Origin of the sequence: Pseudomonas frederiksbergensis, assembly GCF_003732705.1 — a bacterium.
Lineage (GTDB): Bacteria > Pseudomonadota > Gammaproteobacteria > Pseudomonadales > Pseudomonadaceae > Aquipseudomonas > Aquipseudomonas frederiksbergensis_F.
This window is the reverse complement of record NZ_MOBR01000043.1, coordinates 243,186-268,376: the sequence shown is the minus strand read 5'-3', so window position 1 is coordinate 268,376 and position 25,191 is coordinate 243,186. Positions and strand designations below refer to the sequence as shown.

The 25,191-nt window shown below is 60.0% G+C and carries 22 protein-coding genes; 12 read left to right on the top strand and 10 right to left on the bottom strand.

Features of this window, described 5'->3' with window-relative positions:
• Nucleotides 1–39 precede the first annotated feature (39 nt).
• On the bottom strand, nt 40–288 hold the full coding sequence (locus BK667_RS31395; RefSeq protein ID WP_123508586.1) for a transmembrane sensor/regulator PpyR: 249 nt from the start codon (nt 286–288) through the stop codon (nt 40–42).
• Nucleotides 289–638: 350 nt separating this feature from the next.
• Here BK667_RS31395 and BK667_RS31390 point away from each other — a divergent pair, with 350 nt between their 5' ends.
• From BK667_RS31390 to BK667_RS31380, 3 genes are all read left to right on the top strand, one after another.
• Nucleotides 639–1,136: a VOC family protein gene (locus BK667_RS31390; protein WP_123508587.1), complete on the top strand. Its 498-nt coding sequence runs from the start codon at nt 639–641 to the stop codon at nt 1,134–1,136.
• Nucleotides 1,137–1,170: 34 nt separating this feature from the next.
• Nucleotides 1,171–2,004 (top strand): AraC family transcriptional regulator, encoded by an 834-nt coding sequence (locus BK667_RS31385; RefSeq protein ID WP_123599911.1) that lies wholly within the window; start codon nt 1,171–1,173, stop codon nt 2,002–2,004.
• A 234-nt stretch (nt 2,005–2,238) separates the two neighbouring features.
• A complete protein-coding gene (locus BK667_RS31380) occupies nt 2,239–5,898 on the top strand; it encodes a hypothetical protein (RefSeq protein WP_123599910.1) in 3,660 nt (1,219 codons plus the stop codon).
• Between the two features lie 57 nt (nt 5,899–5,955).
• Here the strand turns inward: BK667_RS31380 and BK667_RS31375 are convergent, their stop codons facing one another.
• The 4 genes from BK667_RS31375 to BK667_RS31360 form a co-directional block, all read right to left on the bottom strand.
• On the bottom strand, nt 5,956–6,543 hold the full coding sequence (locus BK667_RS31375) for a LysE family translocator (protein WP_123599909.1): 588 nt from the start codon (nt 6,541–6,543) through the stop codon (nt 5,956–5,958).
• 135 nt (nt 6,544–6,678) lie between these two features.
• Entirely contained in the window at nt 6,679–8,187 is a 1,509-nt protein-coding gene (locus BK667_RS31370) for a tripartite tricarboxylate transporter permease (RefSeq protein WP_123508591.1), read from the bottom strand.
• 24 nt (nt 8,188–8,211) lie between these two features.
• Nucleotides 8,212–8,706 (bottom strand): tripartite tricarboxylate transporter TctB family protein, encoded by a 495-nt coding sequence (locus BK667_RS31365; RefSeq protein ID WP_123599908.1) that lies wholly within the window; start codon nt 8,704–8,706, stop codon nt 8,212–8,214.
• Nucleotide 8,707: 1 nt separating this feature from the next.
• Entirely contained in the window at nt 8,708–9,664 is a 957-nt protein-coding gene (locus BK667_RS31360; RefSeq protein ID WP_123508593.1) for a tripartite tricarboxylate transporter substrate binding protein, read from the bottom strand.
• 222 nt (nt 9,665–9,886) lie between these two features.
• On the opposite strand from BK667_RS31360, the gene BK667_RS31355 reads away from it, so the two are divergent.
• The 7 genes from BK667_RS31355 to BK667_RS31320 all read left to right on the top strand — a co-directional run bounded on the left by BK667_RS31355 (nt 9,887) and on the right by BK667_RS31320 (nt 15,465).
• The gene (locus BK667_RS31355) at nt 9,887–10,507 is read left to right on the top strand and encodes a LysE family translocator (RefSeq protein WP_123599907.1); all 621 of its coding nucleotides are present in this window, start codon (nt 9,887–9,889) and stop codon (nt 10,505–10,507) included.
• Nucleotides 10,508–10,688: 181 nt separating this feature from the next.
• Nucleotides 10,689–11,729 (top strand): DMT family transporter, encoded by a 1,041-nt coding sequence (locus BK667_RS31345; protein ID WP_123599906.1) that lies wholly within the window; start codon nt 10,689–10,691, stop codon nt 11,727–11,729.
• A 64-nt stretch (nt 11,730–11,793) separates the two neighbouring features.
• Nucleotides 11,794–12,876 (top strand): bifunctional transcriptional activator/DNA repair enzyme AdaA, encoded by a 1,083-nt coding sequence (locus tag BK667_RS31340; protein WP_123599923.1) that lies wholly within the window; start codon nt 11,794–11,796, stop codon nt 12,874–12,876.
• A 24-nt stretch (nt 12,877–12,900) separates the two neighbouring features.
• On the top strand, nt 12,901–13,704 hold the full coding sequence (locus BK667_RS31335; RefSeq protein WP_123599905.1) for an isocitrate lyase/PEP mutase family protein: 804 nt from the start codon (nt 12,901–12,903) through the stop codon (nt 13,702–13,704).
• A gap of 5 nt (nt 13,705–13,709) precedes the next feature.
• Nucleotides 13,710–14,327, top strand: a complete 618-nt coding sequence (locus BK667_RS31330; protein WP_123508602.1) for a DNA-3-methyladenine glycosylase family protein — start codon at nt 13,710–13,712, stop codon at nt 14,325–14,327.
• A 198-nt stretch (nt 14,328–14,525) separates the two neighbouring features.
• Nucleotides 14,526–14,930 carry a PaaI family thioesterase gene (locus BK667_RS31325; RefSeq protein WP_123599904.1) on the top strand — a complete coding sequence of 135 codons (405 nt, stop codon included), beginning with the start codon at nt 14,526–14,528 and terminating at the stop codon, nt 14,928–14,930.
• A 46-nt stretch (nt 14,931–14,976) separates the two neighbouring features.
• Nucleotides 14,977–15,465 (top strand): GFA family protein, encoded by a 489-nt coding sequence (locus tag BK667_RS31320; protein ID WP_123599903.1) that lies wholly within the window; start codon nt 14,977–14,979, stop codon nt 15,463–15,465.
• A gap of 39 nt (nt 15,466–15,504) precedes the next feature.
• On the opposite strand, the gene BK667_RS31315 is transcribed toward BK667_RS31320, so the two are convergent.
• The 3 genes from BK667_RS31315 to BK667_RS31305 all read right to left on the bottom strand — a co-directional run bounded on the left by BK667_RS31315 (nt 15,505) and on the right by BK667_RS31305 (nt 18,378).
• Nucleotides 15,505–16,791, bottom strand: a complete 1,287-nt coding sequence (locus tag BK667_RS31315; protein WP_123599902.1) for an ATP-binding protein — start codon at nt 16,789–16,791, stop codon at nt 15,505–15,507.
• Complete coding sequence (locus BK667_RS31310; RefSeq protein WP_123599901.1) at nt 16,792–17,499, bottom strand: winged helix-turn-helix domain-containing protein; 708 nt, start codon at nt 17,497–17,499, stop codon at nt 16,792–16,794.
• A 270-nt stretch (nt 17,500–17,769) separates the two neighbouring features.
• A complete protein-coding gene (locus BK667_RS31305; RefSeq protein WP_054047466.1) occupies nt 17,770–18,378 on the bottom strand; it encodes a MiaE family protein in 609 nt (202 codons plus the stop codon).
• A 159-nt stretch (nt 18,379–18,537) separates the two neighbouring features.
• On the opposite strand from BK667_RS31305, the gene uspL reads away from it, so the two are divergent.
• Entirely contained in the window at nt 18,538–19,401 is an 864-nt protein-coding gene (uspL, locus tag BK667_RS31300) for a universal stress protein UspL (protein WP_123508607.1), read from the top strand.
• Between the two features lie 127 nt (nt 19,402–19,528).
• Here uspL and BK667_RS31295 read toward each other — a convergent pair whose 3' ends face one another.
• Complete coding sequence (locus BK667_RS31295) at nt 19,529–19,999, bottom strand: DUF1289 domain-containing protein (protein ID WP_010459705.1); 471 nt, start codon at nt 19,997–19,999, stop codon at nt 19,529–19,531.
• 482 nt (nt 20,000–20,481) lie between these two features.
• On the opposite strand from BK667_RS31295, the gene acnB reads away from it, so the two are divergent.
• The gene (gene acnB / locus BK667_RS31290) at nt 20,482–23,091 is read left to right on the top strand and encodes a bifunctional aconitate hydratase 2/2-methylisocitrate dehydratase (protein WP_123599900.1); all 2,610 of its coding nucleotides are present in this window, start codon (nt 20,482–20,484) and stop codon (nt 23,089–23,091) included.
• Nucleotides 23,092–23,265: 174 nt separating this feature from the next.
• Here acnB and BK667_RS31285 read toward each other — a convergent pair whose 3' ends face one another.
• Nucleotides 23,266–24,912 carry a SulP family inorganic anion transporter gene (locus BK667_RS31285; protein WP_123599899.1) on the bottom strand — a complete coding sequence of 549 codons (1,647 nt, stop codon included), beginning with the start codon at nt 24,910–24,912 and terminating at the stop codon, nt 23,266–23,268.
• Nucleotides 24,913–25,191: the final 279 nt, after the last annotated feature.

The following is a 25,191-nucleotide window of genomic DNA, read 5'->3' as shown; positions in this document are numbered from 1 at the left end:
CGCCTTCGCGGGCAAGCCTCGCTCCTACAAGGTTGTGCTTTATGCCATGGCCGCGACAGGGTGGACGCTCAGCCGATGCTGGGCCAGCAGCCGCATCACGTAGCCAATCTTGAGCAAGGTCGGGCCGATGATGGTCATGGCGTGCATCGACACCAGCGCCACAATGGGCAAGTGACCGCCGTAGAGGTAGGCGCCGTAGATGCCGACTAAAAGCAGGGCCAAGCCCAGGCCCAACACTTTGCTCGACAGGTGCAGAACGTTCTGGGGATTGTTGAAGAAATCGAACATTTTTCCGTACTCCTGAAGCCGTTCAGTTGTACGTCTGTTAATCCAAAACCCGTGCCAGGATTTATAGATTTATAAATCAGTAAGTTAGCAACATAGAAGTCAAAATGACCCAACCCGAAAGTTGTCAATTCGACTCACCAAAAGTCATTCTGACTACGCCCAGCAAGGGATCTGCGTTGTCGATTCTGGCGCAATTCTGAACAGTTCTGTTTGACGAAAACCGTGCAGGTCGCGGCAAGTCTCACGATAAACGGACCGCGCTGCGACTTGTCGATCTACGGCACCGCCAACCGACTACACACTGACTACGCTGAAAATCCAGCGTAATTGACCCGTAGAGGAGAAGCGCCATGCAACGCGTGCAAAAACTCACCCCCTGCCTGTGGTTCGACGACCAGGCCGAAGCGGCTGCCAACTTTTATTGCTCGATCTTCGATCACTCGAAAATCACCGCCATTACCCATTACGGCAAGGCCGGATTCGAGTTTCATGGTCGCCCGGAAGGCTCGGTACTGACCGTGAGTTTCGAACTCGATGGACAAAGTTTCACTGGCCTCAATGGCGGCCCCTTATTCAAGTTCAACGAAGCGGTTTCGTTCCAGATCAATTGCCAGTCCCAGGAAGAAGTCGACCATTTCTGGGGCGCGTTGTCCGCTGTCCCCGAGGCCGAGCAATGTGGCTGGGTGAAGGACAAGTTCGGTGTGTCCTGGCAGATCGTCCCGGTAGCGATGATGGAGATGCTCAAGGATTCCGATACGGTCAAATCCCAACGGGCCATGCAAGCGATGATGCAGATGAAAAAACTCGACATCGCCGAACTGCAACGCGCCTTTCACGGCGAGAGCTAATACACTCGTGCGCTGACCTGCCAGGACGCCGACGATGAAGCACACCGTTGCCAAAGATGCCGATAAAGCCCCGCGCTTCTGGCGCGACGACGCCCTGCCCTTCATCGAGGCCCGGGCCATCGCCGATGGCCGCGAGGTCTGCTACGCCCGGCATTCCCATGAGCATTTTTCCATCGGCGCGATCACCGCCGGGCGCAGCACGTATGTGCATGAGCAATCGGCGTTCGAGGTCAGTGCCGGCACCGTGGTGCTGATGAACCCCGGCGATGTCCACGCCTGCAACCCCATCGACGACCAGCCCTGGTCGTACCTGATGCTCTACGTCGAGACGCCGTGGCTGACCGACTTGCAGCATCAGTTGGGGTTCAGCCACGACCAGGCGTTTCGGCGGTTTTCCATCACCCACCTGCACGACGCCGGTCTGTTTGCGAGTCTGAATGAGCTGTACGCCGTGCTGGTCGATGGTCAGCAAGACATACTGCGAAAACACAGCGCCGCCGTGGAGTTTTTCACCGACGTGCAGCAGCGCCTCAACCCTGGCGAGCAAACACTGCGCGAGCCCAATTTCAAACTGGAGCGGGCCGCCGAGTACATCCGCGACAACTGCACGCAACTGCTCAAGCTGGAAGATATTTGCGCGGCGGCGCAGTTGTCGCCGTCCTACCTGATTCGCGCGTTCAAGCAGCATTACGGCATGACGCCCCATGCGTTTTTGCTCAACCGGCGCATCCAGTTCGCCCGGGAGCAGTTGCGCAGCGGCAAGTTGATTGCCGATGTGGCACTTGAAGCCGGATTTGCCGATCAGGCGCACTTTCAACGGGTATTCAAACAGCATCTGGCGGCGACGCCGGGGCAATATCGAAGTTGACATCGGCTGCCATCAATAAAAACAAGCCAGATAAACAACTGCCTATACATGTGGCAATACATCAGCCTACCAAGTGACCTGGCACGCCAATCGACACTTTGCTCTTCCTGCGATGGCCTTATACATATACGGACATATAGCCAAAACGACAGTGCGCGCCAGTTCCATTAGCGTGACGAGTAGTTCCCGCCAGCCAGGGAACGCTCTCATTCACTCGAAGATGGAACTCACGTCATGCAACTGCAAGAACCGGCCACCCTGACTTCCGGCGATGAACGCCAACGAATGGCAATCACCCAAGCGCTCACTAACGCCATGGCCGACGAGTATGTCCACCGGACACTGGCTTGGCCCTGGGATCAATTGGCCGTGTCCTGCGTCCCCAACTCCGCGTTCCATGAAGTTCATTACAGCAGCGCTTTTATCCTGTCGAAAAGGGTTCGCCAAGCCGACTTCCTGGCAGTCCGGGCCGAACAATCCATTCCCGAACCGGCCAGTTTCCAGGTTGACCAAGAAGGCCGCCTCTATCACGTCCGGGAAGACATCAGCTCTTCCGCACTTCCGGGCGATGCCTCTGAATATGTCTCCAACCACTTCTTCGCACGCGTCGATATCACCTCTCATGTCAACCAACTTAACGGGTTCGCACAAGATCTTGAGTTGCTGGCAAAGATGGCCAGGATGACCGGTGGTTTTATATCGTCCAATGATCGAATTGCCGTTGGCCAATGGCTGCGCTTTCATAACTTGCCACTGCCCACCGATGAAGAAAGTACTAAAGCACTGATTGACCTGCTTAACTTTGCCGTTATGCCAGACACGGAAAACTACTGGGAACTGCTGGACGCGCCAGCAGATTCGCCCTTCGCGCTGACCAAGAACAACCGCGCAATTATTCGTGACATCACCGCGCAACTGACCGGCAACGAAATGCCGTTGGCCGACTACTTCGGCGCATCGCTGGTGTTGGAAAACGCAGGATCGGACAAGCAGCCGCAAAGCCTCGAGTACCGCTTGCAACGGCTGATCAGCGACGCCGGCCTGCTGGATGAAACCGGGCAGAACTACATGGATGCGCTGGGCTGGTTCGCCGACGAATCAGGCGCCAAGCCGTCGAAACAGTTGATCAATCAGTTGCTGGTCGCCGCCATGCTGTTGGACCTCGATCCCGACATCGACACGGCCAATACAACATTTGCCGGGTTCAAGCTCTACGCATCAGACCATGTCCAGCGCCTGCCCTCCGATATCCGCAGCGACCTGGAAGCGCATCTGATTCAGCGCTGCAAGCTCCATAAACTCATCGCCCCTCTGGTGGCCGAACTGGTGTTGGCGGGGATGGCGCCGGCGTATCTGGTGCGCGACCTGCCCCCTTCGTTGAAGGTTGGAACCCCGGGCTGGGTCATCCTGAGCCAAGCCGTGGGCCTGGCCGAAAGCGTGGTTCCCGGTGCGGCCCGGCGTATGACCTACGCACACGTGCTGGGCTTTAGCCCGATTTCCGAGCTCACCCCGCAACTCAACGAGTTGCACGCCATGGCGGGCGTTGATCCGGTTGTCACGTGGGCGTTGATGAATGGCCTGATCCAGCGCGACGCGGACGGCAACCTGAGCCTCGAAACGATCAATCAAGGCATCGAGGCCTATAACGAACACGTCGAGGCGCTATCCACTGCGCTGAATGCGATCAACCGGCCGATTCCCCGGCGCAAAGCCCTCGCCTTGAAGGCGCTGACGTCAGGTGTACCGGCCTGCAACCCGCATGAACGGCTAGTCAAGCACCGGGGCTCCGGCGGCGGTGGCGGACGGGAAGTGTCGGTGCTGGACTTGTACATGAGCGACCAGCTTCACACGCAAGACTGGGGGCGTATCCGGGGCCGCGATATTTATCAGGAATTTGCGGGACTCAAGGAGCTGTTTCCGGTGGCCGATTTGTACGAAACCGCCGTGCACAATCACTACAACGACTTGATAGCCGGCCTCTCGACCACCATTCGCTACGTGTTGTCGCAGCTCACACAATCCAACAGGAAATTTATCGAACACGGGCGGTTGGCGATCTACCGCGTAGAAGCCTACAAACCGCATTTTGACGCAGGATCGATACCCGAGGCGACCCGGGAGCGAACCGGTCGTTACGGCGTGATTATTTGTGCGGAACTTCAAGGCACGCTGGTGCGCTGCTTCGAACTGTTCCCGCTGCGCTCTAAATGCCGGAGCACGCCGGAACTCAGGGAGAAAGTCGGTCAATACCTGTTTGCCTACGATGAAGATGGCACGCGCAGCAATTTCGTCGAAGACAACAGCCTGCTGGATGCGCCACTGGATCTGGATGCCTACTTCAAGAACGCGGCGCCACGCAGTGATGCAACCTCTTCGGTGTTCGTGCGCAAGATCGGTGAGTTCGACAGTTCCTGGCACCCGACTCACGCCGACAGACCGATGGCTTACTTCAATGCCGAGCGCATAAAAGCCATCAGTAATTTGATCGCTGAACAGCACCCCTTCCTGACCGAAAGTGAACTGGCGGACATGGGCCGTGACAGCACAGAACAAGAGCTGGCGGCGGCAAAGTTCGATGTGATCTTTAACACGCTGCTCAATTTGATCATTCCGTTCAAGGACTGCATCGAGGGCTTGTCTTCAGGTGTTCCGGCCAGGCAACGGGACGCGATCGCCAGTTGCGTGATGGACGCGGCGGTGGTTGCCTTTGTCTTCGCCAGCGTACCGGTACAAGTGGGCAAGGCTGTTGGCAAGAGCGCGTCCCTGGCCACAAAGTTGTTGTCCGCGTCGAGGATTGGCACGCGCACCGTCGCTTCCCTGTTGAACCCGCTGGATGGCGTGCCGACCCTGATCAAGGGCGGTTTGAAACTGGTCGGCAGAGGCGCGATAAAACTCGGCGGGCATGCGGTCGGGGCGGCGCAAATTGCCAGGTCGCAGCTGCACCACCTGACCGGTGCGCATTCCTACAACCTGCTGCGCGCCCTCGATCACACCGGCGAAGCCGCGCGGATCCGCATGTCGCTGGACACCGTTTCCCATGCGCGGGCGTTGTTCAAGAGTGACGGCATTACCACCCTCGAAGAGGTGGTGGCGCGCCTGAGTGACAAAACCATTCCCCTGCCAAAAGGTGCCGACCCTGCCGAGTTGCAACACCTGTTCAATAGCGCTGCCAGAGATGCGACGCTTCAGAGCAAGCAAGCGCAACAACTGGGCGCGCTGATCGGCCAAAAGGCGCTGGAAGATGTGTTGACCGCGTTCATGACCACACACCCCACCAGCTACACCAATAAACTGCTCACGGCACAAGATTATTTCGACACATTGGCTGACGTTGCCGAGATTGAAGCCAAAAAAGCCATCTATCTGCGCAACCATCAACAAAACCTGTTGAAACTGGACCTGGGTCAGCCGCCTTACAACGCTGTATTAGCGGAGGCAGCGTTCAATCCCAAGGGTTTTACCGACCCGATACACAGAGCCGGAGCCTGGATGGCGAATGGTGCATCCTCCCAAGCCAATGACTTCGACAGCTTCGTTTCAGTACTGCGCGAGTATGCAGGCAACAGCAAATCCTTGACTGATCCAGACGTCATTACGCACATACACGACCTGCTTGCACCTGCCGTCGCGGGCAAGGTGCGCGACGCTGGCCAACCCACCAAATACACCGGCAGCATCGCCGGTTATGCCTTGATGGAACAGCATCTGAAAACCCTGGATACAGCCCATCAACACTTTGATAAACACCTGCTCTCGACCGTTATCGGCTTTCAGGGGTTTGGCGACGGCAACGGTCGCACCGCCAGTGCGCTGTACGCCATCAGCCAACTGCGCTCCGGCCGATTTACCCCACTGCCAAGGGAGGTGGTCGATTTACTGAGCGGTATCCGCTGACGTTTAACACCTGATTCCGTGCCCCGGCTTACGGGGCGCGGATTCGTTCTGCGGCGCTCAGGCCCACACCAGATACCCCGCACTCCCCGCCAGCAACAACGCCATGCTGCGATTGAACCAACGCATCCCCCCCGGGTGACTCAAATAACCGCGCAAAAACGTCCCGGCATACACCCAACAGCCCACCGACAAGTAGCAAACCACCAGATACACCGCCGCAAACTGCCAGACCAGCCGCGCTTCACCATCAGCGACAAACGCGCCCATGCCCGCGACACAGGCCAGCCAGGCTTTCGGGTTGAGCCATTGCATCAGCGCCCCGTAAAGCATCGACGGTGCCCTGGCCGAATCTTTGGCCTCCAGCCGCCCGTCATCGGTGGCCAGTTTGAAGGCCATAAACAACAGAAACGCCACCCCCGCCCATCGCACCACCTGCGTCAGCATCGGCCACAGGCGCAACAGTTCGTGCAGCCCCAGGCCCATCAACACCAGCAGCAAGACAAACCCCAGCGTCGCCCCCGCCACATGCCGTTGACTGGCACGAAAGCCAAACCGCGCCCCGGAACCCAACGCCACAATATTCACCGGCCCCGGCGTTATCGAAGCGACCAGCGCGAACGCCGCCATGGACATCATCAGACTCATCACAGACCTTCTTCAATTCAGTGGACTTGGCGCTCAAGGTAAAGAGCGCCCAGCCTCACGTATTGAAGAAAACTGCCCATTGCACCGGATGCCTGTCAGACAGAGAGTCTGACCTGTGGAAACGGCTGGAATGACTCAATCATCCTCGTGCAATTTGATGCCACGGGCATGCAGCAGGTGGGGCACTACCAGCACCAGCAGGGTCAACGCCAGGAACGCGGCGGAGATCGGTTGGGTAAGAAAAATCGTCCAGTCGCCCTCGCTGATCGATAACGCATTGCGCAGTTGCTTTTCGGCCATCGGCCCCAACAACATCCCGACGATCACTGGGGCAACGGGGAAATCGAAACGCCGCATCAACACCCCGCCCCAACCAATGGCCAGCATCAGCAACAAGTCGAAGGAAGAGTGGCGCATGCCGTACACGCCAATGGTGGCGAACACCAGGATGCCGGCGTTCAGATAGGGTCGGGGAATTTGCAGCAGTTTGACCCACAGCCCCACCAACGGCAGGTTCAACACCAGCAGGATAACGTTGCCGATGTACAGCGAAGCCACCAGGGTCCAGACCAGTTCACCGGAGGTCTGGAACAGCATCGGCCCCGGTTGCAGGTTGTAGTTCTGGAACGCGGCCAACAAGATTGCCGCCGTGGCGGAAGTGGGGATGCCGAGTGTCAGCAGCGGCACCAGCGAACCGGTCGCGCTCGCGTTGTTGGCGGCCTCGGGGCCGGCGACGCCTTCAATCGCGCCCTCGCCCTTGCTGCCGGCAAACTCTTTCGGGTATTTGCTCAGTTTGCGTTCAGCGGAATACGACAGAAACGTCGGAATTTCAGCGCCACCCGCCGGAATCGAACCAAAGGGAAAACCGATCAGCGTTCCCCGTAGCCAGGCCGGGATCGAGCGTTTCCAGTCGGCGCGGGTCATCCATAACGAGGTCAAGCGGTGTCGACCCGACGCTTCTTCCTTTTGATACAGCAGGCTGTACAAGGCCTCACCCACGGCAAACAAGCCGACCGCCACCAGCACCACTTCAATGCCATCCACCAGTTCCGGCACGCCCAAGGTGTAGCGCGCGATACCCGACGTTGCGTCCAGCCCGATCAGGCCCACCATCAGGCCAATCCCCAGCGAGGCGAACCCGCGCAGCATGGAAGCGCCGAGCACCGCCGACACCGTGGTAAAGGACAACACCAGAATCGCGAAATACTCCGCAGGACCAAACTTGAGCGCCAGGGTGGCCACGAGGGGCGCAAACAGCGTCAACAAGATCGTCGCGATGGTGCCGGCCACGAATGAGCCTATCGCCGCCGTCGCCAGGGCGGGCCCGGCGCGCCCATTACGGGCCATGAGGTTGCCTTCAAGCGCCGTGACCATCGAGGACGACTCCCCCGGCGTATTCAGCAGAATGGACGTGGTGGAGCCGCCAAACTGCGCGCCGTAGTAAATCCCGGCGAACATGATCAGCGCCCCGGTAGGATCGACCTTAGCGGTGATCGGCAGCAACAACGCGACGGTCAGCGCCGGCCCGATACCCGGCAAGACACCAATCGCGGTGCCCAACAGGCAGCCGATAAACCCCCACATCAGATTGATCGGTGTCAGCGCCGCAGAAAAACCAATGGCCAGGCTTGAGAGAATGTCCACCGTGTTGACCTCCTTCGGCCCGGATCAGATCCAGATGTTGATAAGGGGCGGAAGGGAGACCCCAAGCCCGGCATTGAACAGCCAGTAGATCGGTAGCGTCAGGGCAATGCCGATGGCGAGGTCGCGCACCGGGCGGCGACTGCCGAAACCCCGTGCCGAACAGGCAAACAACAACCCGGCCGCCAGGACGAAACCGATAAGGTTTATCAGCACGGCCACCGCCACCAGCCCGCCGGTCACCCACGCCGCGCCGAGTTTGCCGCCGGGCAGCGCCTGGGCACTTTCGTCTTCGTGGTCGGCAAGCTCGCGAAATCCACCGGTGAGCGCCTGGTAACTCAGCAACAGACCGACAGCCCCCAGGAACGCCGCCAAAGCGTAGGGGTAGACGTGGGCACCCAGGATGACGAAACCCATCTCCGCCGGAAAGCGGAACGCGCCGACCGCCAACACGGCGCTGATGGCAATCACACCGGCGCCAATCGCCAGTTGTACCGGGACTATCTTGCGCGGCGTGGCCATTTCAAAGCAGCCCGACCTTGACCAGCATCCCGTGCAGACGAACGTGCTCTTCGTCGACAAATTTGCCGAACTCATCCCCGGTCAGGATGCTCGGTGACCACGCGTTGGTTTTGACATTGTCTTGCCAGACGCTGCTCTTGGCGGCGGCGACCACGGCGTCGGTCACTTCTTTGCGCTGTTCGGGGGTGAGGTTCGCCGCGCCGTAGACACCGCGCCAATTGCCGATGATCACGTCGTAGCCTTTCTCTTTAAGCGTTGGCGCATCGATGCCTTCCACACGCTCCGGCGCGCCGATGGCGAGTACCCGGAACTGGCCGTTCTTGATGTATTGGCCCAATTCCGCATAGCCGCCGGTGATCACTTTGATCTGGCCGCCCAAGACCTGGGCCACGACTTCCCCGCCACCGGCGAAGGCCACGTAGTTGACCTTGTTGACCGGAATATCCATCTTGCTGGCCAGGTCGGCGATGCCAATATGGTCGACCGACCCTTTGGAACCGCCGCCCCACGTGATGCTGGACGGCTTGTCCTTGAAGACTTTGAGCAGGTCTTCCAGGGTCTTGAATTCGGACTCCTTGCGCACGGCAATCACGTTGTATTCAGTAAACAGCCGGGCGATTGGCGTGACATCCTTCAAGGTAATTTGCGGTTTGTTCTGTTCAATACCCGCGACCATGATCGCGCCAACCACCAGCAGCGCATTCGGGTCGCCCTTGGTGCTGTTGGCAAACTGCGCCAGCCCCAACGTTCCGCCCGCCCCGCCCTTGTTCTCGAAGGTCACGGCTTTGGCCGTTTTGGCCTCGATCAGGGCTTTGCCCAAGTCACGGGCAGTCTGGTCATAGCCGCCACCCACGGAACCGGGGGCCATGAACTTGACGGTTTCGAGGGCAAAGGCCGGGGTGGCTGCGGTAATGGCCAGAGCAATCGCGCAGGTGAATCGACGGAATAACGGCTGCATAGGTTGTCTCCCGATATTGTTGTTTTTGGGATGGCGGTTGAATCTCGCTCAGGCGCAAATCCTGCTCACTGAACACTGGGTTGTGAACAAGCGTAGGTCATGGATCAGAGTTTTGGGTGGGGGCCATGAGCAAGTGTATGGCGACTTGTGTCCATGGCTGTATGGGTCACACCCCCCACCATCCGTGCTAAAAAAAGCGTTCTCGAATCAGGAGACCCCGTCATGGACCTCGCCACCCTCACTCTGTTTGTCCCGGCTTGCTTTGCCTTGAACATGGCCCCCGGGCCGAACAATTTGCTGTCGGTCAGCAATTCCACCCGCTACGGCTATCGTCGTGCCTGTATGGCCGGGGTCGGGCGCTTGCTGGCGTTTGCCGGGATGATTGCCCTCGCCTCGGCGGGGTTGGCGGTGGTGCTGCAAACGTCGGAGCTGTTGTTTTACGGGATCAAGATTGTGGGCGCGGCGTATTTGTTTTATCTCGCCTGGCAGTTGTGGCGGGCCGATCCCGGTGCGCAAAACGCGGTGGAAGGCACGCCAGTGGGGATGCTGGCGTTGGCGCGCCAGGAATTTCTGGTGGCGGCGGGCAATCCGAAAGCGATCCTGATCTTCACCGCGTTTCTGCCGCAGTTCGTCGACCCGACCCGAGCGGTCACCCCACAATTCGCGGTGTTGGGCGCGTTGTTCCTGATGCTGGAATGGATCGCCATCAGCGCCTACGCCTACATGGGCCTGCACATGCGCCGCTGGTTCGCCGAACCCCGGGGCAAGCGGATTTTCAATCGGTGCTGCGCGGGGTTGTTGTCGGCGGCGGCTTCGGTGTTGTTGATGGCGCGCAGGGCCTGAACCCCTGATATCCCCTGTGGGAGCGAGCTTGCTCGCGAAGACGGATAAACATTCAACATTGTTGTTGTCTGGCACGCCGCATTCGCGAGCAAGCCCGCTCCCACAGGGATTGCGCTTACATGACATTGCGTCTGTGAGTTAGGCTTGAATCCTGCGCCGCCCCAATCCCGATGAGCCGTCAATGAACCTGAACATCATCTACGCCCTCGGCGCCGCTGCCTTGTTCGGCGCCAGCACGCCACTGGCCAAGTTGCTCGGCCTGAACCTCTCGCCGATCCTGCTGGCCGGGTTGTTGTACCTGGGCAGCGGCGTGGGTTTGACGCTGGTCCGATTGATCCGCGACCGCCGCTGGCAGCCCAGCGGCCTCACGGCCTCGGAATGGCCCTGGCTGATCGGCGCTATCGCCTTTGGTGGCGTACTGGGACCGGTGGCGTTGATGTTCGGCCTTACCGTGACCTCCGGCGCCACCGCCTCGCTGATGCTCAACCTCGAATCGGTGCTCACGGCGCTGCTGGCCTGGATGGTGTTCAAGGAGAACGCCGACCGGCGCATCGTTGCCGGCATGCTGGCGATTGTCGCCGGCGGTTTGCTGCTGGCCTGGCCGCAGAGTGCCTCGCAAACACAGGGCTGGATCGGGCCGTTGGCCGTGGCGCTGGCCTGTGCCTGCTGGGCCGTCGATAACAACCTGACGCGCAAGGTGTCGGCGTCGGATGCGCTGTTTATCGCCGGCATCAAGGGTTTGGTCGCCGGGATGGTCAATTGCAGTCTGGCGCTGCTATTGGGCGCAAAACTGCCGCAGTTCAGTGTGCTCGGGCCCACCCTGATCGTCGGCTTCCTCGGCTATGGCATCAGTCTTGTGCTGTTTGTGCTGGCCCTGCGTGGGCTGGGCACGGCACGTACCGGCGCGTACTTTTCCACGGCGCCGTTCCTCGGTGCGGCGATTGCCATTGTGCTGCTGGGTGAACCGGTGACGCTGACGTTCTGGGCCGCGGCCCTGTTGATGGGCCTCGGGGTGTGGATTCATTTGAAGGAAAGCCATGGCCATGAACATCAACACGACGCGCTGAAGCACGGCCATCGGCATGTGCATGACGAACATCATCAGCATGAGCATTCGTTCGAATGGGACGGCACCGAGCCCCACAGCCATGAACATGAGCACACGCCGATGCGTCACAGTCATGCGCACTTCCCGGACATTCATCATCGGCACCGGCATTAACCGCCCGAAATTCCCTGTCGATTTTCCGGTGGAGGCCACCCGCAACCAGCCTTATGCTCAGCCCATGAACCTACAAAACGCTGTCCTGCCTCCCCACGCCGAGATGGTTCGCGCCATGCTCGAACGAGACACCGCCTACGAGGGGGTGTTTTTTACTGCGGTCAAGACCACCGGGATTTTCTGTCGCCCCAGTTGCACGGCGCGCAAGCCCAAGCCCGAAAACGTCGAGTTCTTCGCCCATGCCGATGAGTGCATGTCCGCCGGCTACCGCGCCTGTCTGCGCTGCAAACCGCTGGATGCCGCCGCCATCGCTCCGGACTGGGTGCAGCGGTTGCTCACCTTGGTGGACGCCGAACCGGACCAGCGCTGGACCGACACGCACCTGCAAGCCGAGGGCATCGAGCCGCTCAAGTTGCGGCGCTGGTTCAAGCAGCATTTCGGCATGACGTTTCACGCCTGGCTGCGCACCCGACGTCTCGGGATGGCGTTGGGCGGGATCAAGCAGGGCGAGTCCATCGACAACGTGGCGTTCGATTCCGGTTACGAATCCCTGAGCGGTTTTCGTGACGCCTTTCAGAAGTCCTTCCACATCACCCCGGGCCGCGCCGCCAACAGCGAGCCGCTGCTGTTCACCCGGTTGACCACGCCGCTGGGGCCGATGATCGCCATGGCCGAACGGCGCGGACTGGTGCTGCTGGAATTCCTCGACCGCCCGGCGCTGACCAGGGAAGTTGAAGAATTACAGAACCGCTATGGCTACGTCGTGGCGCCGGGACACAATGGCCATTTGAAGCAGATCGAAACCGAACTGGCGCAGTATTTCGCTGGCGAGCTGACCGAGTTCCAGGTGCCGTTGCACCTGCCGGGCAGCGAATTTGCCAAACAGGTCTGGGCCGAATTGGCGCAGATCCCCTACGGCCACACCAGCACTTATGGCGCCATCGCTGCGCTGCTGGGCAAACCCGGCGCCAGTCGTGCCGTGGGCCTGGCCAACGGGCATAACCGTTTGGCGATTGTGCTGCCCTGTCACCGGGTGATCGGTGCGGACGGTTCGCTGACCGGCTATGGTGGTGGACAACCGCGCAAAGCGTTTCTGTTGAGGCTGGAAAAGGCTGCGGTGCAGATCACCCGACAATTGGCATTCTGATCATTGCAAAGGGAAGGAAACTCGATGGAAGCGTTCGACCAACAGTTCCACAGGCTGCATCAGGACGGCCTGCTGATCCTCACCAACGTTGCCGATGCCGCCGGGGCGCGGCTGGTGGAACAACTGGGCAGCAAAGCCGTGGCCACCAGCAGTGCGGCGGTGGCGTGGGTCCATGGTTATCCGGACGGCAACGCCCTGCCCCTCGAACGCTTGGTGGCGACGGTGGAGTCCATCGTTCGGGTGATTAACGTGCCGTTGACCGTGGACATCGAGGCCGGTTATTCCGATGACCTGGCGCGGGTCGGCGAAGTGATCGACGCGGTGATCGCCGCCGGTGCCGTCGGGATCAACATCGAGGACGGTGCTTCCCCGCCCGAGTTGCTGGTGCGCAAGATCGAAGTCGCCCGCCAGGTAGCCGAACGCCGTGGGGTGAAACTGTTCATCAACGCCCGCACCGACGTGTACCTCAAGGGCCTGGTGCCCGCCGAAGATCGCGTGGCCGAAACGCTCAAGCGCGCCGCGTTGTATCAGGCCGCCGGGGCTGACGGGTTGTTCGCCGCTGGCGTGACGGCGGAATACGAGATCGGGGCCATCTGCCGTGGCACGCCGCTGCCGGTCAACGTGCTGGGCTGGGCCTCCCTGCCGTCCCCCGACGTGCTGAAAACCCTCGGGGTACGGCGGTTGAGCGCCGGGTCGGGCATCGCTGAGTTCTTGTATGGCGCCATGGCGAGCGTGGCGAAAAGCTTCCTGGAAACCGGCAAGCTCGATAGCCGCGATCTCAAGGCGCTTACCTATGGTGAAGTGAACGGGTTGCTGAAAAAAACGTGATCTCAATGCCCGACATCTACCGGCCCGCGAGTGAATTCCTGGCCGCCCTTGATGACGACTGGCGGCGCCATATCGCCGCCGTCGGCCCCTGCCTGCATCAGCCACATCCAGCGCGCGATCCGTATGAATCGCTGGTGCGGGCGATTGCCTATCAGCAACTGCATGCCAAGGCCGGGGATGCGATTGTCGGGCGGCTGGTCGCGCTGTTTCCTTCGGTGTCGTTCCCCAGGCCTGAGCAGATTCTGGCGACACACTTTGATCAGATGCGCAGTTGCGGGTTTTCCGCCGGCAAGATTGCGACCATTCAAGGAATTGCCCAGGCAACGCTGGATGGCGTGGTGCCGGATTACGCCACGGCACTGGCCATGGATGATGAAGCGCTGATCGAACGCTTGATCACCCTGCGCGGGGTTGGGCGCTGGACGGTGGAGATGCTGCTGATCTACAGCCTGGAACGGCCGGATATCTTGCCGGCGGATGATTTTGGCGTGCGTGAAGGGTATCGGCGGATGAAGGGCTTGGAAGTGCAGCCTACGCGCAAGCAGATGATTGAGATTGGGCTGGAGTGGAAGCCTTATCGCACGGTGGCTTCTTGGTATTTGTGGCGGGTGCCTGGCAGGTAGACCGCGTTATCGTTCTTCGCGAGCAGGCTCGCTCCCACAGGGGATTTGTGTGCGCCACAAATCAAATGTGGGAGCGAGCTTGCTCGCGATGAGGCCGGCCCATTCACCACCAATCCACCTGCCCATCACCCTTTCTTATCCACCATGACTTCCCCCAAAACCCGGCGCATGTTGATCCCTCAACCAGAGGGATTCGTCATGCTCAACGCACTCAAACAGATCAATTCAACCTCAGCCTTCAACCGCTGGGCCGGCTTCGAAGTCACCCGCGCCGAAAGCGGTGAAGCCGACCTAACCCTGGCCTTTCGCGAGGCAGACATGGCGCAATACGCCGGTTTCCTGCATGCCGGCCTGATCGGCGCGCTGCTCGACACGGCTTGCGGTTTTGCCGCCGGGACGGTGGCTGGCAACGTGCTGGCTTCGCACTTTTCGGTTAATTGCCTGGCGCCGGCCGTCGGTGAAGTGTTCATCGCCAAGGGTCGGGTGGTGAAGGCCGGCAAGAAGCAGGTGTTCGCCCGCGCCGAGTTGTTCGCGCAGACCGGTGATCAGTTGAAACTGGTGGCCACCGGCGACGCGATTCTGGTGCCGGTCGAAAGCCACTGAGGGTCTAGGCTGTCTTGAGTCCATTCAAGAACAGCCGGAGGTTGTCATGCAGCTCGAAGGTTCGTGCCATTGCGGCGCGGTGTCGTTCAGCCTCACCAGCGCCCATCCCTACCCCTACCAGCGTTGCTACTGCTCGATCTGCCGCAAAACCCAGGGCGGGGGCGGCTATGCGATCAACATCAGCGGCGACGCAAACAGCCTGAAGGTGCGTGGGCGCAAGCACATCGCGATCTACCATGCGCGACTCAAGGACGATGGCGATAAACGCGCCCACAGCAGCACGGCTGAGCGGCATTTCTGTGCGGTTTGCGGGAGCGGGTTGTGGCTGTTCAGCCCCGAATGGCCGGAGCTGATTCACCCGTTTGCCTCGGCCATCGATACCCCGCTGCCGGTGCCGCCGGAGCACACGCATTTGATGCTGGGATCGAAGGCGTCGTGGGTGGAGGTTGAGGTGAAGTCCAAGGATCAGGAGTTCGAGGTTTACCCTGAAGAGTCCATCGCCCAATGGCATGAACGGCTGGGTTTGGACCGGTAGGCGCGAGGCTTGCCCGCGAAGGCGTCCTCGAGAACGGCACTAATCCAAATGCGCCCAGGTCATGCGAAACGACGCCCCACCCCACGCCGAATCCGCCACTTCCACCTGGCCGCCATGGGATTGCGACACGCGCCGCACCAATGCCAACCCCAAACCGAAGCCGCCAGTACGTCGGTCCCGACTGGCATCCAGCCGCGAAAACGGTTCGAAAATCTTCTCGCGCCCATCCACCGGCACGCCCGGCCCGTCATCGTTGACCTGCACTTCGTAGCAATCGCCGCAGCGAACCAACGAGACTTCCACCCGCTCGGCGGCATAACGAATGGCATTGCGCAGCAGGTTGATCACCGCCCGGGCCATAAAGCGCGGTTCGATGCGCACCTGATCGATCTGGCACTCGACAATCAGCAGCTGCACCCCCGCCGCTTCCGCTTCCAGCGCCACACTGCCGACCACGCTGTCGAGCCAACTGCTGGCCTGAATATTCTCCCGAGTGATCACCGTAGCGCCGCGTTCCAGGCTGGCGTAGGTCAAGAGTTCGGAAACCATTTCTTCCAGTTCGCCAAGGTCGGCGTACATGTCAGCGATCAGTTCGCGGTTCTGCGCCGGATCGGGTTGTTGCTTGAGTTGATCGAGTTCGAACGACAACCGCGCAATCGGTGTGCGCAACTCATGGGACACCGCGTTGGTCAGCTCGCGCTGATTGGCGATCAGCCCTTCGATGCGCGCAGCCATCAGGTTGAAGTGTTCGGACAGGTCGCGGATGTTCGAGCGCTTGGACAGCTGGATCCGCGATGACAAATCGTTATCACCGAAACGCTCGGCGGCCAGGCGCAGTTTTTCCAGATCCCGCCAGTGCGGCCGCACCCAGAAAAACAGCACGATGCCGATCAGCACCGCCAGCATCAGGTAGGCGGCGGCAATGTAGAACGGCATCAGACTCGGCTCGGCCGGCAACTTGATGCTCAGCAGCTGCGGGCCGCCATCAATCGAGGAAATAAACTGCGTGTACTTCTCCCGAATCACCAGCAAGCCTTTGTCCAACAGGGCTTTTTCTTGTTCATTCAGATTCAGCTGGTCGGCCTCTACCAGGGTCAATCCCAAACCGTAATGCGGGCGCAAGGCATCCAGTTGTTGTTCACGCCCCGGAGCTTCCAGGCCACGCAACTGTTCCACCAGCGAGTACGCCTGACCGCGCACGGCCTCGCGGTTGTAGGCCTGCATCTGGTTATCGAGCAGCGCGTTGAAGGTGTGTTCGACGGTCTGCAACGCCAGCACCAGCCCCACGGCCAGCACCAGGTACAACCCTAGAAATAACCGCAGCATTTAAAGCTCCCACGCGAACGGATTGAACAGGTAACCCTTGCCCCAAACGGTTTTGATGCACACCGGATCTCGGGGGTTGTCCTTGAGCTTGGCCCGCAGTTTGCTGATGTAGACGTCGACGCTGCGGTTGAGGCCATCGAAGGCGATGCCGCGCATGCGGTTGAGGATGTCATCGCGGGACAGAATCTTGCCGGCGGCGCTGGCCAGCAGCCACAGCAGTTCAAACTCCATGGTGGTCAGCTCGATGCCCTCGCCCGCCAGGCGCACTTCGCGGCAACTGCGATCGATGCTCAAATGGCCGAATTCCAGGGCGCTGCATACGGTGGTTTCCGGCACTTGCCGACGTTGCAGGGCGCGCAGACGGGCCAGCAGCACCGGTGGCTTGATCGGTTTGATCACATAGTCATCGGCGCCGGATTCCAGGCCGAGGATATGGTCGATGTCGTCTTCCTTGGCGGTGAGGATGACGATGGGCGTGTCAGACACGCTGCGAATCTCGCGGCACACGTGCAGGCCGCTCTGGCCCGGCAACATCAGGTCGAGCACGACGATTTTCGGTTTGAATTCGAGAAACGCGGCCAACGCCAGGTCGCCACGGTGCACGGCCCGGACCTCGAAGCCATGTTGCGACAGGAAATGCGCAATCAGCCCGGCAAGCTTCTCGTCGTCTTCCACCAGCAAAACTTTGCCAAAACCCAGGTTATCCATAACGACCGTCTGCCAGCCCTTGTTTGAAGTGGGCGGCATTATGGCGGCAATCGGTGGCAGGACGGTGACGGCAGGCAGCAAAAACCGGCCATGGGGGCCGGTTTTGGGTGATGTTTCATACTCTTAAGAGTTTTTAACAATATTGAATCAAAACATCACAGCCTGCGGATGATGCTTTTTGTAGGAGCATGGCTTGCCCGCGATAGCGATTTCAAGGACGCCATCGCGGGCAAGCCTTGCTCCTACAGAGTTATGCGGTGGTCAGCATGTTTATGCGGCGGTTGGGATGCCGCTATGGAAACGGAATTCCACGTCCGGCGACTCGATCAATTCCTGCTCGGCGGCACGAACCCGGTCGATGACCTGGGCAATGTCCTTGGCATCCCCGTACTGATAAGCCAGTTTCAGGTAACCCTGGAAATGCCGGGCCTCGCTTTTCAGCAAACCGAAGTAAAACTTGCCCAGTTCTTCATCCAGATGCGGCACCAACGCCTCGAAACGCTCGCAGCTGCGCGCTTCGATGAAAGCGCCCACCACCAGGGTATCCACCAGTTTCACCGGCTCGTGGCTGCGCACCACTTTGCGCAAACCCGAGGCGTAACGCCCGGCGGACAGTTGGCGCAGCTCGATCTTGCGCTTTTTCATCAGGCGCATGACTTGTTCGTGGTGCACCAGTTCTTCCCGGGCCAGGCGCGACATCAGGTTGATCAGATCGACGTGGGAGTGATACTTGGCGATCAGGCTCAACGCCGTGCTGGCGGCCTTGAATTCGCAGTTCTTGTGGTCGATCAGCAAGGTTTCCTGATCGGCCAGCGCGGCCTGGACCCAGCCGTCAGGTGTGCGGCAGCCGAGGAACTCGTGAATTTCGGGAAGGATCATGGGGCTCACGGATAAAAGGTTCAAAACGAAGGGCGCCGATTATACGGGCTTGTCGGCAGACCACCAGCCGCCGCCATTGATATGCATCAAGTCCCGTGTTGCCGGGCAGCAACTATAGTTGTCCAACGCAGTGTTTTTTACTTTCAGGAGATCCCGCTCATGCAAGCCATACGCAGCATTCTGGTGGTCATCGAACCCGAACACTCGGAAAGCCTGGCGCTCAAGCGGGCCAAGCTGATCGCGGGCGTGACCCAGGCCCATCTGCACTTGCTGGTCTGCGATAAAAAGCATGACCACAGCGCCATGTTGAGCGTGCTCAAGGCCACGTTGCTGGAGGATGGCTACAGCGTCACCACCGAGCAGGCCTGGAACGAGAGCCTGCATGAAACCATCGTCGACGTGCAGCAAGCCGAGGGCTGCGGGCTGGTGGTCAAGCAGCATTACCCCGACAGCCCGCTGAAAAAAGCCTTGCTGACCCCGGCGGACTGGAAACTGCTGCGCTACTGCCCGACGCCGGTGCTGCTGGTGAAAACCTCGAAACCCTGGACCGGCGGGGTCATTCTGGCGGCCATCGACGTCGGCAATACCGACGGCGAACACCGCACGTTGCATGCGTGCATTGTCGATCACGGTTATGACATTGCGAGCCTGGCCAAGGCGCAGTTGCACGTAATCAGTGCGCATCCGTCACCGATGCTGTCGTCAGCCGACCCGACGTTCCAGCTCAGCGAAACCATTCAGGCGCGCTACCGCGAGCAGTGCAAGGCCTTCCAGGCCGAATTCGACATCGACGACGATCACCTGCACATCGAGGAAGGCCCGGCGGATGTGTTGATTCCGTTCATGGTGCATAAGCTGCAGGCGGCGGTGGTAGTGATTGGCACCGTGGCGCGGTCCGGGTTGTCCGGGGCGTTGATCGGGAATACGGCGGAAGTGGTGCTGGATGCGGTGGAGAGCGATGTGCTGGTGCTCAAGCCGGATGAGATCATGGATCATCTGGAAGAGGTTGTGACCCGGCATTGAAGGGTGTTGTGTCAGTAATGACGCCTTCGCGGGCAAGCCTCGCTCCTACAGGGATCGTGTTGATCACAAATGTTGTGTACGACACATACCCTGTAGGAGCGAGGCTTGCCCGCGAAGCTTTTAAGCTTCAGCCGCCGAAGGCGTCCTTGAGGAACCCCGGTGCGATATAGCGCTGGTAATGCGCTTCCGACAGCAGGAAAAACTCCCGATCAATGGCATCGCGCAATTCCGGCAGGTTCCAGTCGCGAAACTCTGGCATCAATACCATCCCGTAAGCCTCCAGATTATTGATCACCCGCGCCCCGCGAGCGATCAACTGATAGGCCCAGCAATATTCCGATTGATGCGGCACAAAGCGGATTTTCCGTTGCTCGAGCTGCAAACGCAGGCGCTGCGGGTCGAAAATCTCCAGCTTGCTGGCCATCACCTGGGACAGCAGTTGCTCAAGACGCAGCCACACCGCGCGTTTTTCTTCCTCGTTGTAACCGTTCCAGTTGATCACTTCGTGGTGGAAACGCTTGCAGCCACGGCACACCAGGTCACCGTAAACGGTGGAGCAGAGGCCGACGCAGGGGGTCTTGATGGTCTGATTGGGCATAGGTAGGCAAAACACGGGAAAGCAGAACAGGTCGGCATGTTAGCCCTTTGTCTAACATTGATCACCCCTCAAAGTTAAGGGGCGGAAGGTCTATTGGACTTTGTTGCCGGCCGCGTTGGCCCAGCAACGCGGCACGCCACCAAAGTCCAATAGGCCCTCACTTACCTTTAATTTTTTTTTGCCGTAGAATCAGCCAGCCTTTTAAGGCGCCAATGTCCGTTAGAAGCTGTTTTCAAAGCGTCACGAGCACAGTCGTTCCTTCAGAGCGGTGTTGGCGAAGGGTTTTTCCAGCGGGGAAAAGCTCTACGCCAACCCTCATCAGCTCCCCGTTCTGCAGGCGTAAAACTTTGAAAGCAGCTTCTGTAAGGAATGTCCGGTAATTCTGGCTAAGTGGCCCACAACGCCACGCAGCGCATGAGTACGAGCATTTCGCGACGAGCGTCCCGGACACCCATTTGGGACCACTGATGAGGGTAATAACTGTGCTTGAAGCCTACCGCAAACATATCGAAGAGCGTGCAGCACTGGGTATCGTTCCCCAGCCGCTTAACGCCGAACAAACTGCAGGCCTGGTCGAGCTGCTGAAGAATCCCCCGGCTGGCGAAGAAGCTTTCCTCGTTGACCTGATCACCAATCGCATTCCACCTGGCGTGGACGAAGCAGCCTATGTAAAGGCTGGTTTCCTGTCTGCCATGGCCAAAGGCGAAGCCACTTCCCCTCTGATCGACAAGAAGCGCGCGGTTGAACTGCTCGGCACCATGCAGGGCGGCTACAACATCGTGACCCTGGTTGACCTGCTCGACAGCGCCGAACTGGCCCCAGTCGCTGCCGCTCAACTCAAGCACACCCTGCTGATGTTCGATGCGTTCCACGATGTCGCGGAAAAAGCCAAGAACGGCAACGAACACGCCAAAGGCGTGATCCAGTCGTGGGCTGACGGCGAGTGGTTCCGCAATCGTCCGACCCTGGCCGACAAGATCAGCCTGCGCGTGTTCAAGGTCACCGGCGAAACCAACACCGACGACCTGTCCCCTGCCCCGGACGCCTGGTCCCGCCCGGACATCCCGCTGCACGCCCTGGCCATGCTGAAAATGGCCCGTGAAGGCATCGTGCCTGACGCCCAAGGCGTGACCGGCCCGATGAAGCAGATCGAAGAAATGCGCGGTCAAGGCTTCCCGATCGCCTACGTCGGTGACGTGGTCGGTACCGGTTCGTCGCGTAAATCGGCAACCAACTCGGTCCTGTGGTTCTTCGGCGACGACGTGCCTTACGTGCCGAACAAGCGCGCTGGCGGTTTCTGCTTCGGCAGCAAGATCGCTCCAATCTTCTACAACACCATGGAAGATGCTGGCGCACTGCCAATCGAGTTCGACGTCACCAACATGAACATGGGCGACGTGATCGACCTGTACCCACATGCTGGCAAAGTCTGCAAACACGGCACCGACGAAGTCCTGACCACCTTCGAAATGAAGACGCCGGTACTGTTGGACGAAGTTCGTGCCGGCGGCCGTATTCCGTTGATCATCGGTCGCGGTCTGACCGACAAGGCGCGTGCTGAACTGGGCCTGGGCCCAACCGATCTGTTCAAACTGCCTGAAGCACCTGTCGACACCGGCAAGGGTTTCACCCTGGCACAGAAAATGGTCGGCAAGGCTTGCGGTCTGCCGGAAGGCAAAGGCGTTCGTCCTGGCACCTACTGCGAACCGAAGATGACCACCGTCGGTTCCCAGGACACCACCGGTCCTATGACCCGTGACGAACTGAAAGACCTGGCGTGCCTGGGCTTCTCGACCGATCTGGTGATGCAGTCCTTCTGCCACACCGCGGCTTATCCTAAGCCGATCGATGTGACCACCCACCACACCCTGCCAGACTTCATCATGACCCGCGGCGGCGTTTCCCTGCGTCCGGGCGACGGCATCATCCACTCGTGGTTGAACCGTATGCTGCTGCCGGACACCGTCGGTACCGGTGGTGACTCCCACACCCGTTTCCCGATGGGCATTTCGTTCCCGGCCGGTTCCGGTCTGGTGGCGTTTGCCGCAGCCACCGGCGTTATGCCGCTGGACATGCCGGAATCGATCCTGGTGCGCTTCAAAGGCAAGATGCAACCGGGCGTTACCCTGCGTGACCTGGTTCACGCCATTCCTTACTTCGCGATCCAGGCTGGCCTGCTGACCGTTGAGAAGAAAGGCAAGAAGAACGCGTTCTCCGGTCGCATCCTGGAAATCGAAGGCCTGGACAACCTGAGCATCGAACAAGCTTTCGAGCTGTCCGACGCTTCGGCTGAACGTTCGGCTGCCGGTTGCACCATCAAGCTGTCGAAAGACTCCATCACCGAGTACCTGAACTCCAACATCACCCTGCTGCGCTGGATGATCGGCGAAGGCTACGGCGATGCACGTACTCTGGAACGTCGCGCTCAAGCGATGGAAGCCTGGGTTGCCAACCCTGAGCTGATGGTGGCCGATGCTGACGCCGAATACGCTGAAATCATCGAAATCGACCTGGCCGACATCAAAGAGCCTGTGCTCTGCGCGCCAAACGATCCGGACGACGCCCGTCTGCTGTCCAGCGTTGCTGGCGAGAAGATCGACGAAGTGTTCATCGGTTCGTGCATGACCAACATCGGTCACTTCCGCGCTGCCGGTAAACTGCTGGATCAGGTCAAGGGTCAGCTGCCAACCCGTCTGTGGCTGTCGCCGCCGACCAAAATGGACGCTCACCAACTGACCGAAGAAGGCTACTACGGCATCTACGGCAAGGCTGGCGCACGCATGGAAATGCCGGGTTGCTCGCTGTGCATGGGTAACCAGGCACGTGTAGAGCCGAACTCGACTGTGGTGTCGACGTCGACCCGTAACTTCCCGAACCGTCTGGGTGACGGCGCGAACGTTTACCTGGCTTCGGCTGAGTTGGCGTCTGTTGCTTCCATCCTGGGTCGCCTGCCGACCGTCGAGGAGTACATGGAATACGCTGGCAAGATCGACAGCATGGCGGCCGATGTCTACCGCTACCTGTCCTTCGACCAGATCGCCGAGTTCCGTGAAGCTGCTGCGAATGCCAACATTCCGGTCATTCAAGCCTAACGCTGCAACGCAATAGAAAACGCCGCCCATCGTGAGATGGAGCGGCGTTTTTTTATGCCCGCTGGAACTGCACAATCCCCCTGTGGGAGCGAGCTTGCTCGCGATAGCGGCAGTACATTCAATACTAATGTTGACTGATACACCGCAATCGCGAGCAAGCTCGCTCCCACAGGGTCAGGTGTTGGGCTTGAGGGCTTGTTGGACCGCACCGTCGACACTTAGCCCACTCAGGACCACCTGCTCCAACTCCAACGCCGGCAACAACGCCAGCACCGCTTTGGCCTCATGCTTGAGCCGCGCCAGAATCAACAACTTGTCCTCCGCCCGCACCTGCAAAAAGAACGCCTCCAGCGCTTCAATGCTGGTGCCGTCCAGGTCCGGCGATTCTTCCAGGCTGAGAATGATCGTGTGCACGGGCGGCGATGCATGCCGGGCCAGCCTTAGGGCGCCACCGAGAATCCGTTCCACATTGGCAAAAAACAGCGCCTCGCTGGGCCGCACAATCAGCACGCCAGGGATTTGCAGGGCATCCGGATGGCGTTGCACATCCACATAATCATGACCGCCGCCCATTTGCCCCAGCACTTGAATATCCGCTGATGACATCTGTTTCAACATCAGCACCACGCTGATCGCCACCGCCACCAGCAAGCCGTCCAGTACCCCCAACACCAACACCGCCGCCACCGCGCAGATCACCAGCACGCGGTCGCGGCGCCAGATGAAATAGCGGCCCAAGGGCTGCAGGCTCAAGCCTCGCGCCAAGGCATGGATCACGATGGCCGCCAGCACCGGTTCGGGCGTCAGGGCGATATAGGGCAACACGGTCAGAACAATCAGCAACACCACCGCCGCCGCTACCCCACCGGCCAGACGTGAGCTGGCACCCGCCGCCTCGTTCGCCGATGTCGCGGAATAACCAGCGCCCGCCGGCATGCCATGGAACAGGCCGGACAGCACATTCGCCGCACCGAGGGCCAGCAGGTCGCGGTTCGACGACACGCGGTCGCCGTGCTTAAGGGCAAAAGAGCTGATTGACCCGTAAGACTCGGCATACAGAATCATCACCATGGCAAACGCCAATTCCCCAAGGCGCAACCAGTCGGCGAACGGCAACACCGGTAGCCGGGGCACTTCAAGGCTCAGGTCGATTACGCCGATCAGGTCCACACCGTACGCCTGCAAGTTCAGCCATTGGCCCGCCGCGATGCCCAGCGCCACCACCAGTAAACCGCCCGGTACACGGCGGAACCGCGCGCACACCCACAACACCAGCAACGCCACTGCGGCGACCAACAGGCCGACACGGTTCCATTGCGGCCACTGCTCCAGCAATTGCGGGACGAAACGGATCAAGTTGCCGTTGCTCAGGTGCACGTCAACGATACTCGCGACCTGCTTGAGGATGATGGTCGCCGCCAGCCCCAGGGCAAAGCCGCGCAGCACCGGTTTGGCGATAAAGGAAGTGACGCTGCCGAGCTTGAACAGCCCGGCCAGCAGGAAGAACCCGCCGGTGACCAGCACCAGGCCGATGGCCAGGGTCATGCGCAGGCCGGCATCGCCGTTGGCCAACGTGGCGGTGGCAGCGGCGAGAACCGCCGCCGAAGATGAGGTCGCGGACACAATCGCAAAGCGGCTGGTGCCCAGCAGTCCGTAGCACAGCAGCCCGGCAAACAACGCAATCACCCCGGCCTGGGGCGGCACCGCAGCGATGCTCGAATAGGCCACCGCTTCCGGCAACAGCAAACCGGCAATCGACAGCCCGGCCAACAGGTCTCGCCAACGGCCCGGGGTATCGACAAGGGATAGCGCACGGGCCATGAAGCGTCTCCAGAGAAAATCGACAGGCCGTCTACGACGCGTCCATGAAGGCTCTAGGTTAGCCGTTTATCGGGTTCGGCGTGTGCTCTGGGTCATGGCGCATGCAATAAAAAACGCCGACCCTTCCGTAGGAGCGAGGCTTGCCGGCGAAGAACGATAACGCGGTGTATCTGAACAACCGCATTATCGTTCTTCGCGGGCAAGCCTCGCTCCTACAGGGGGAATGCGTCAGGCGGTCAGCGAATAGATAGAGATCGTTCCCACGCTCTGCGTGGGAAT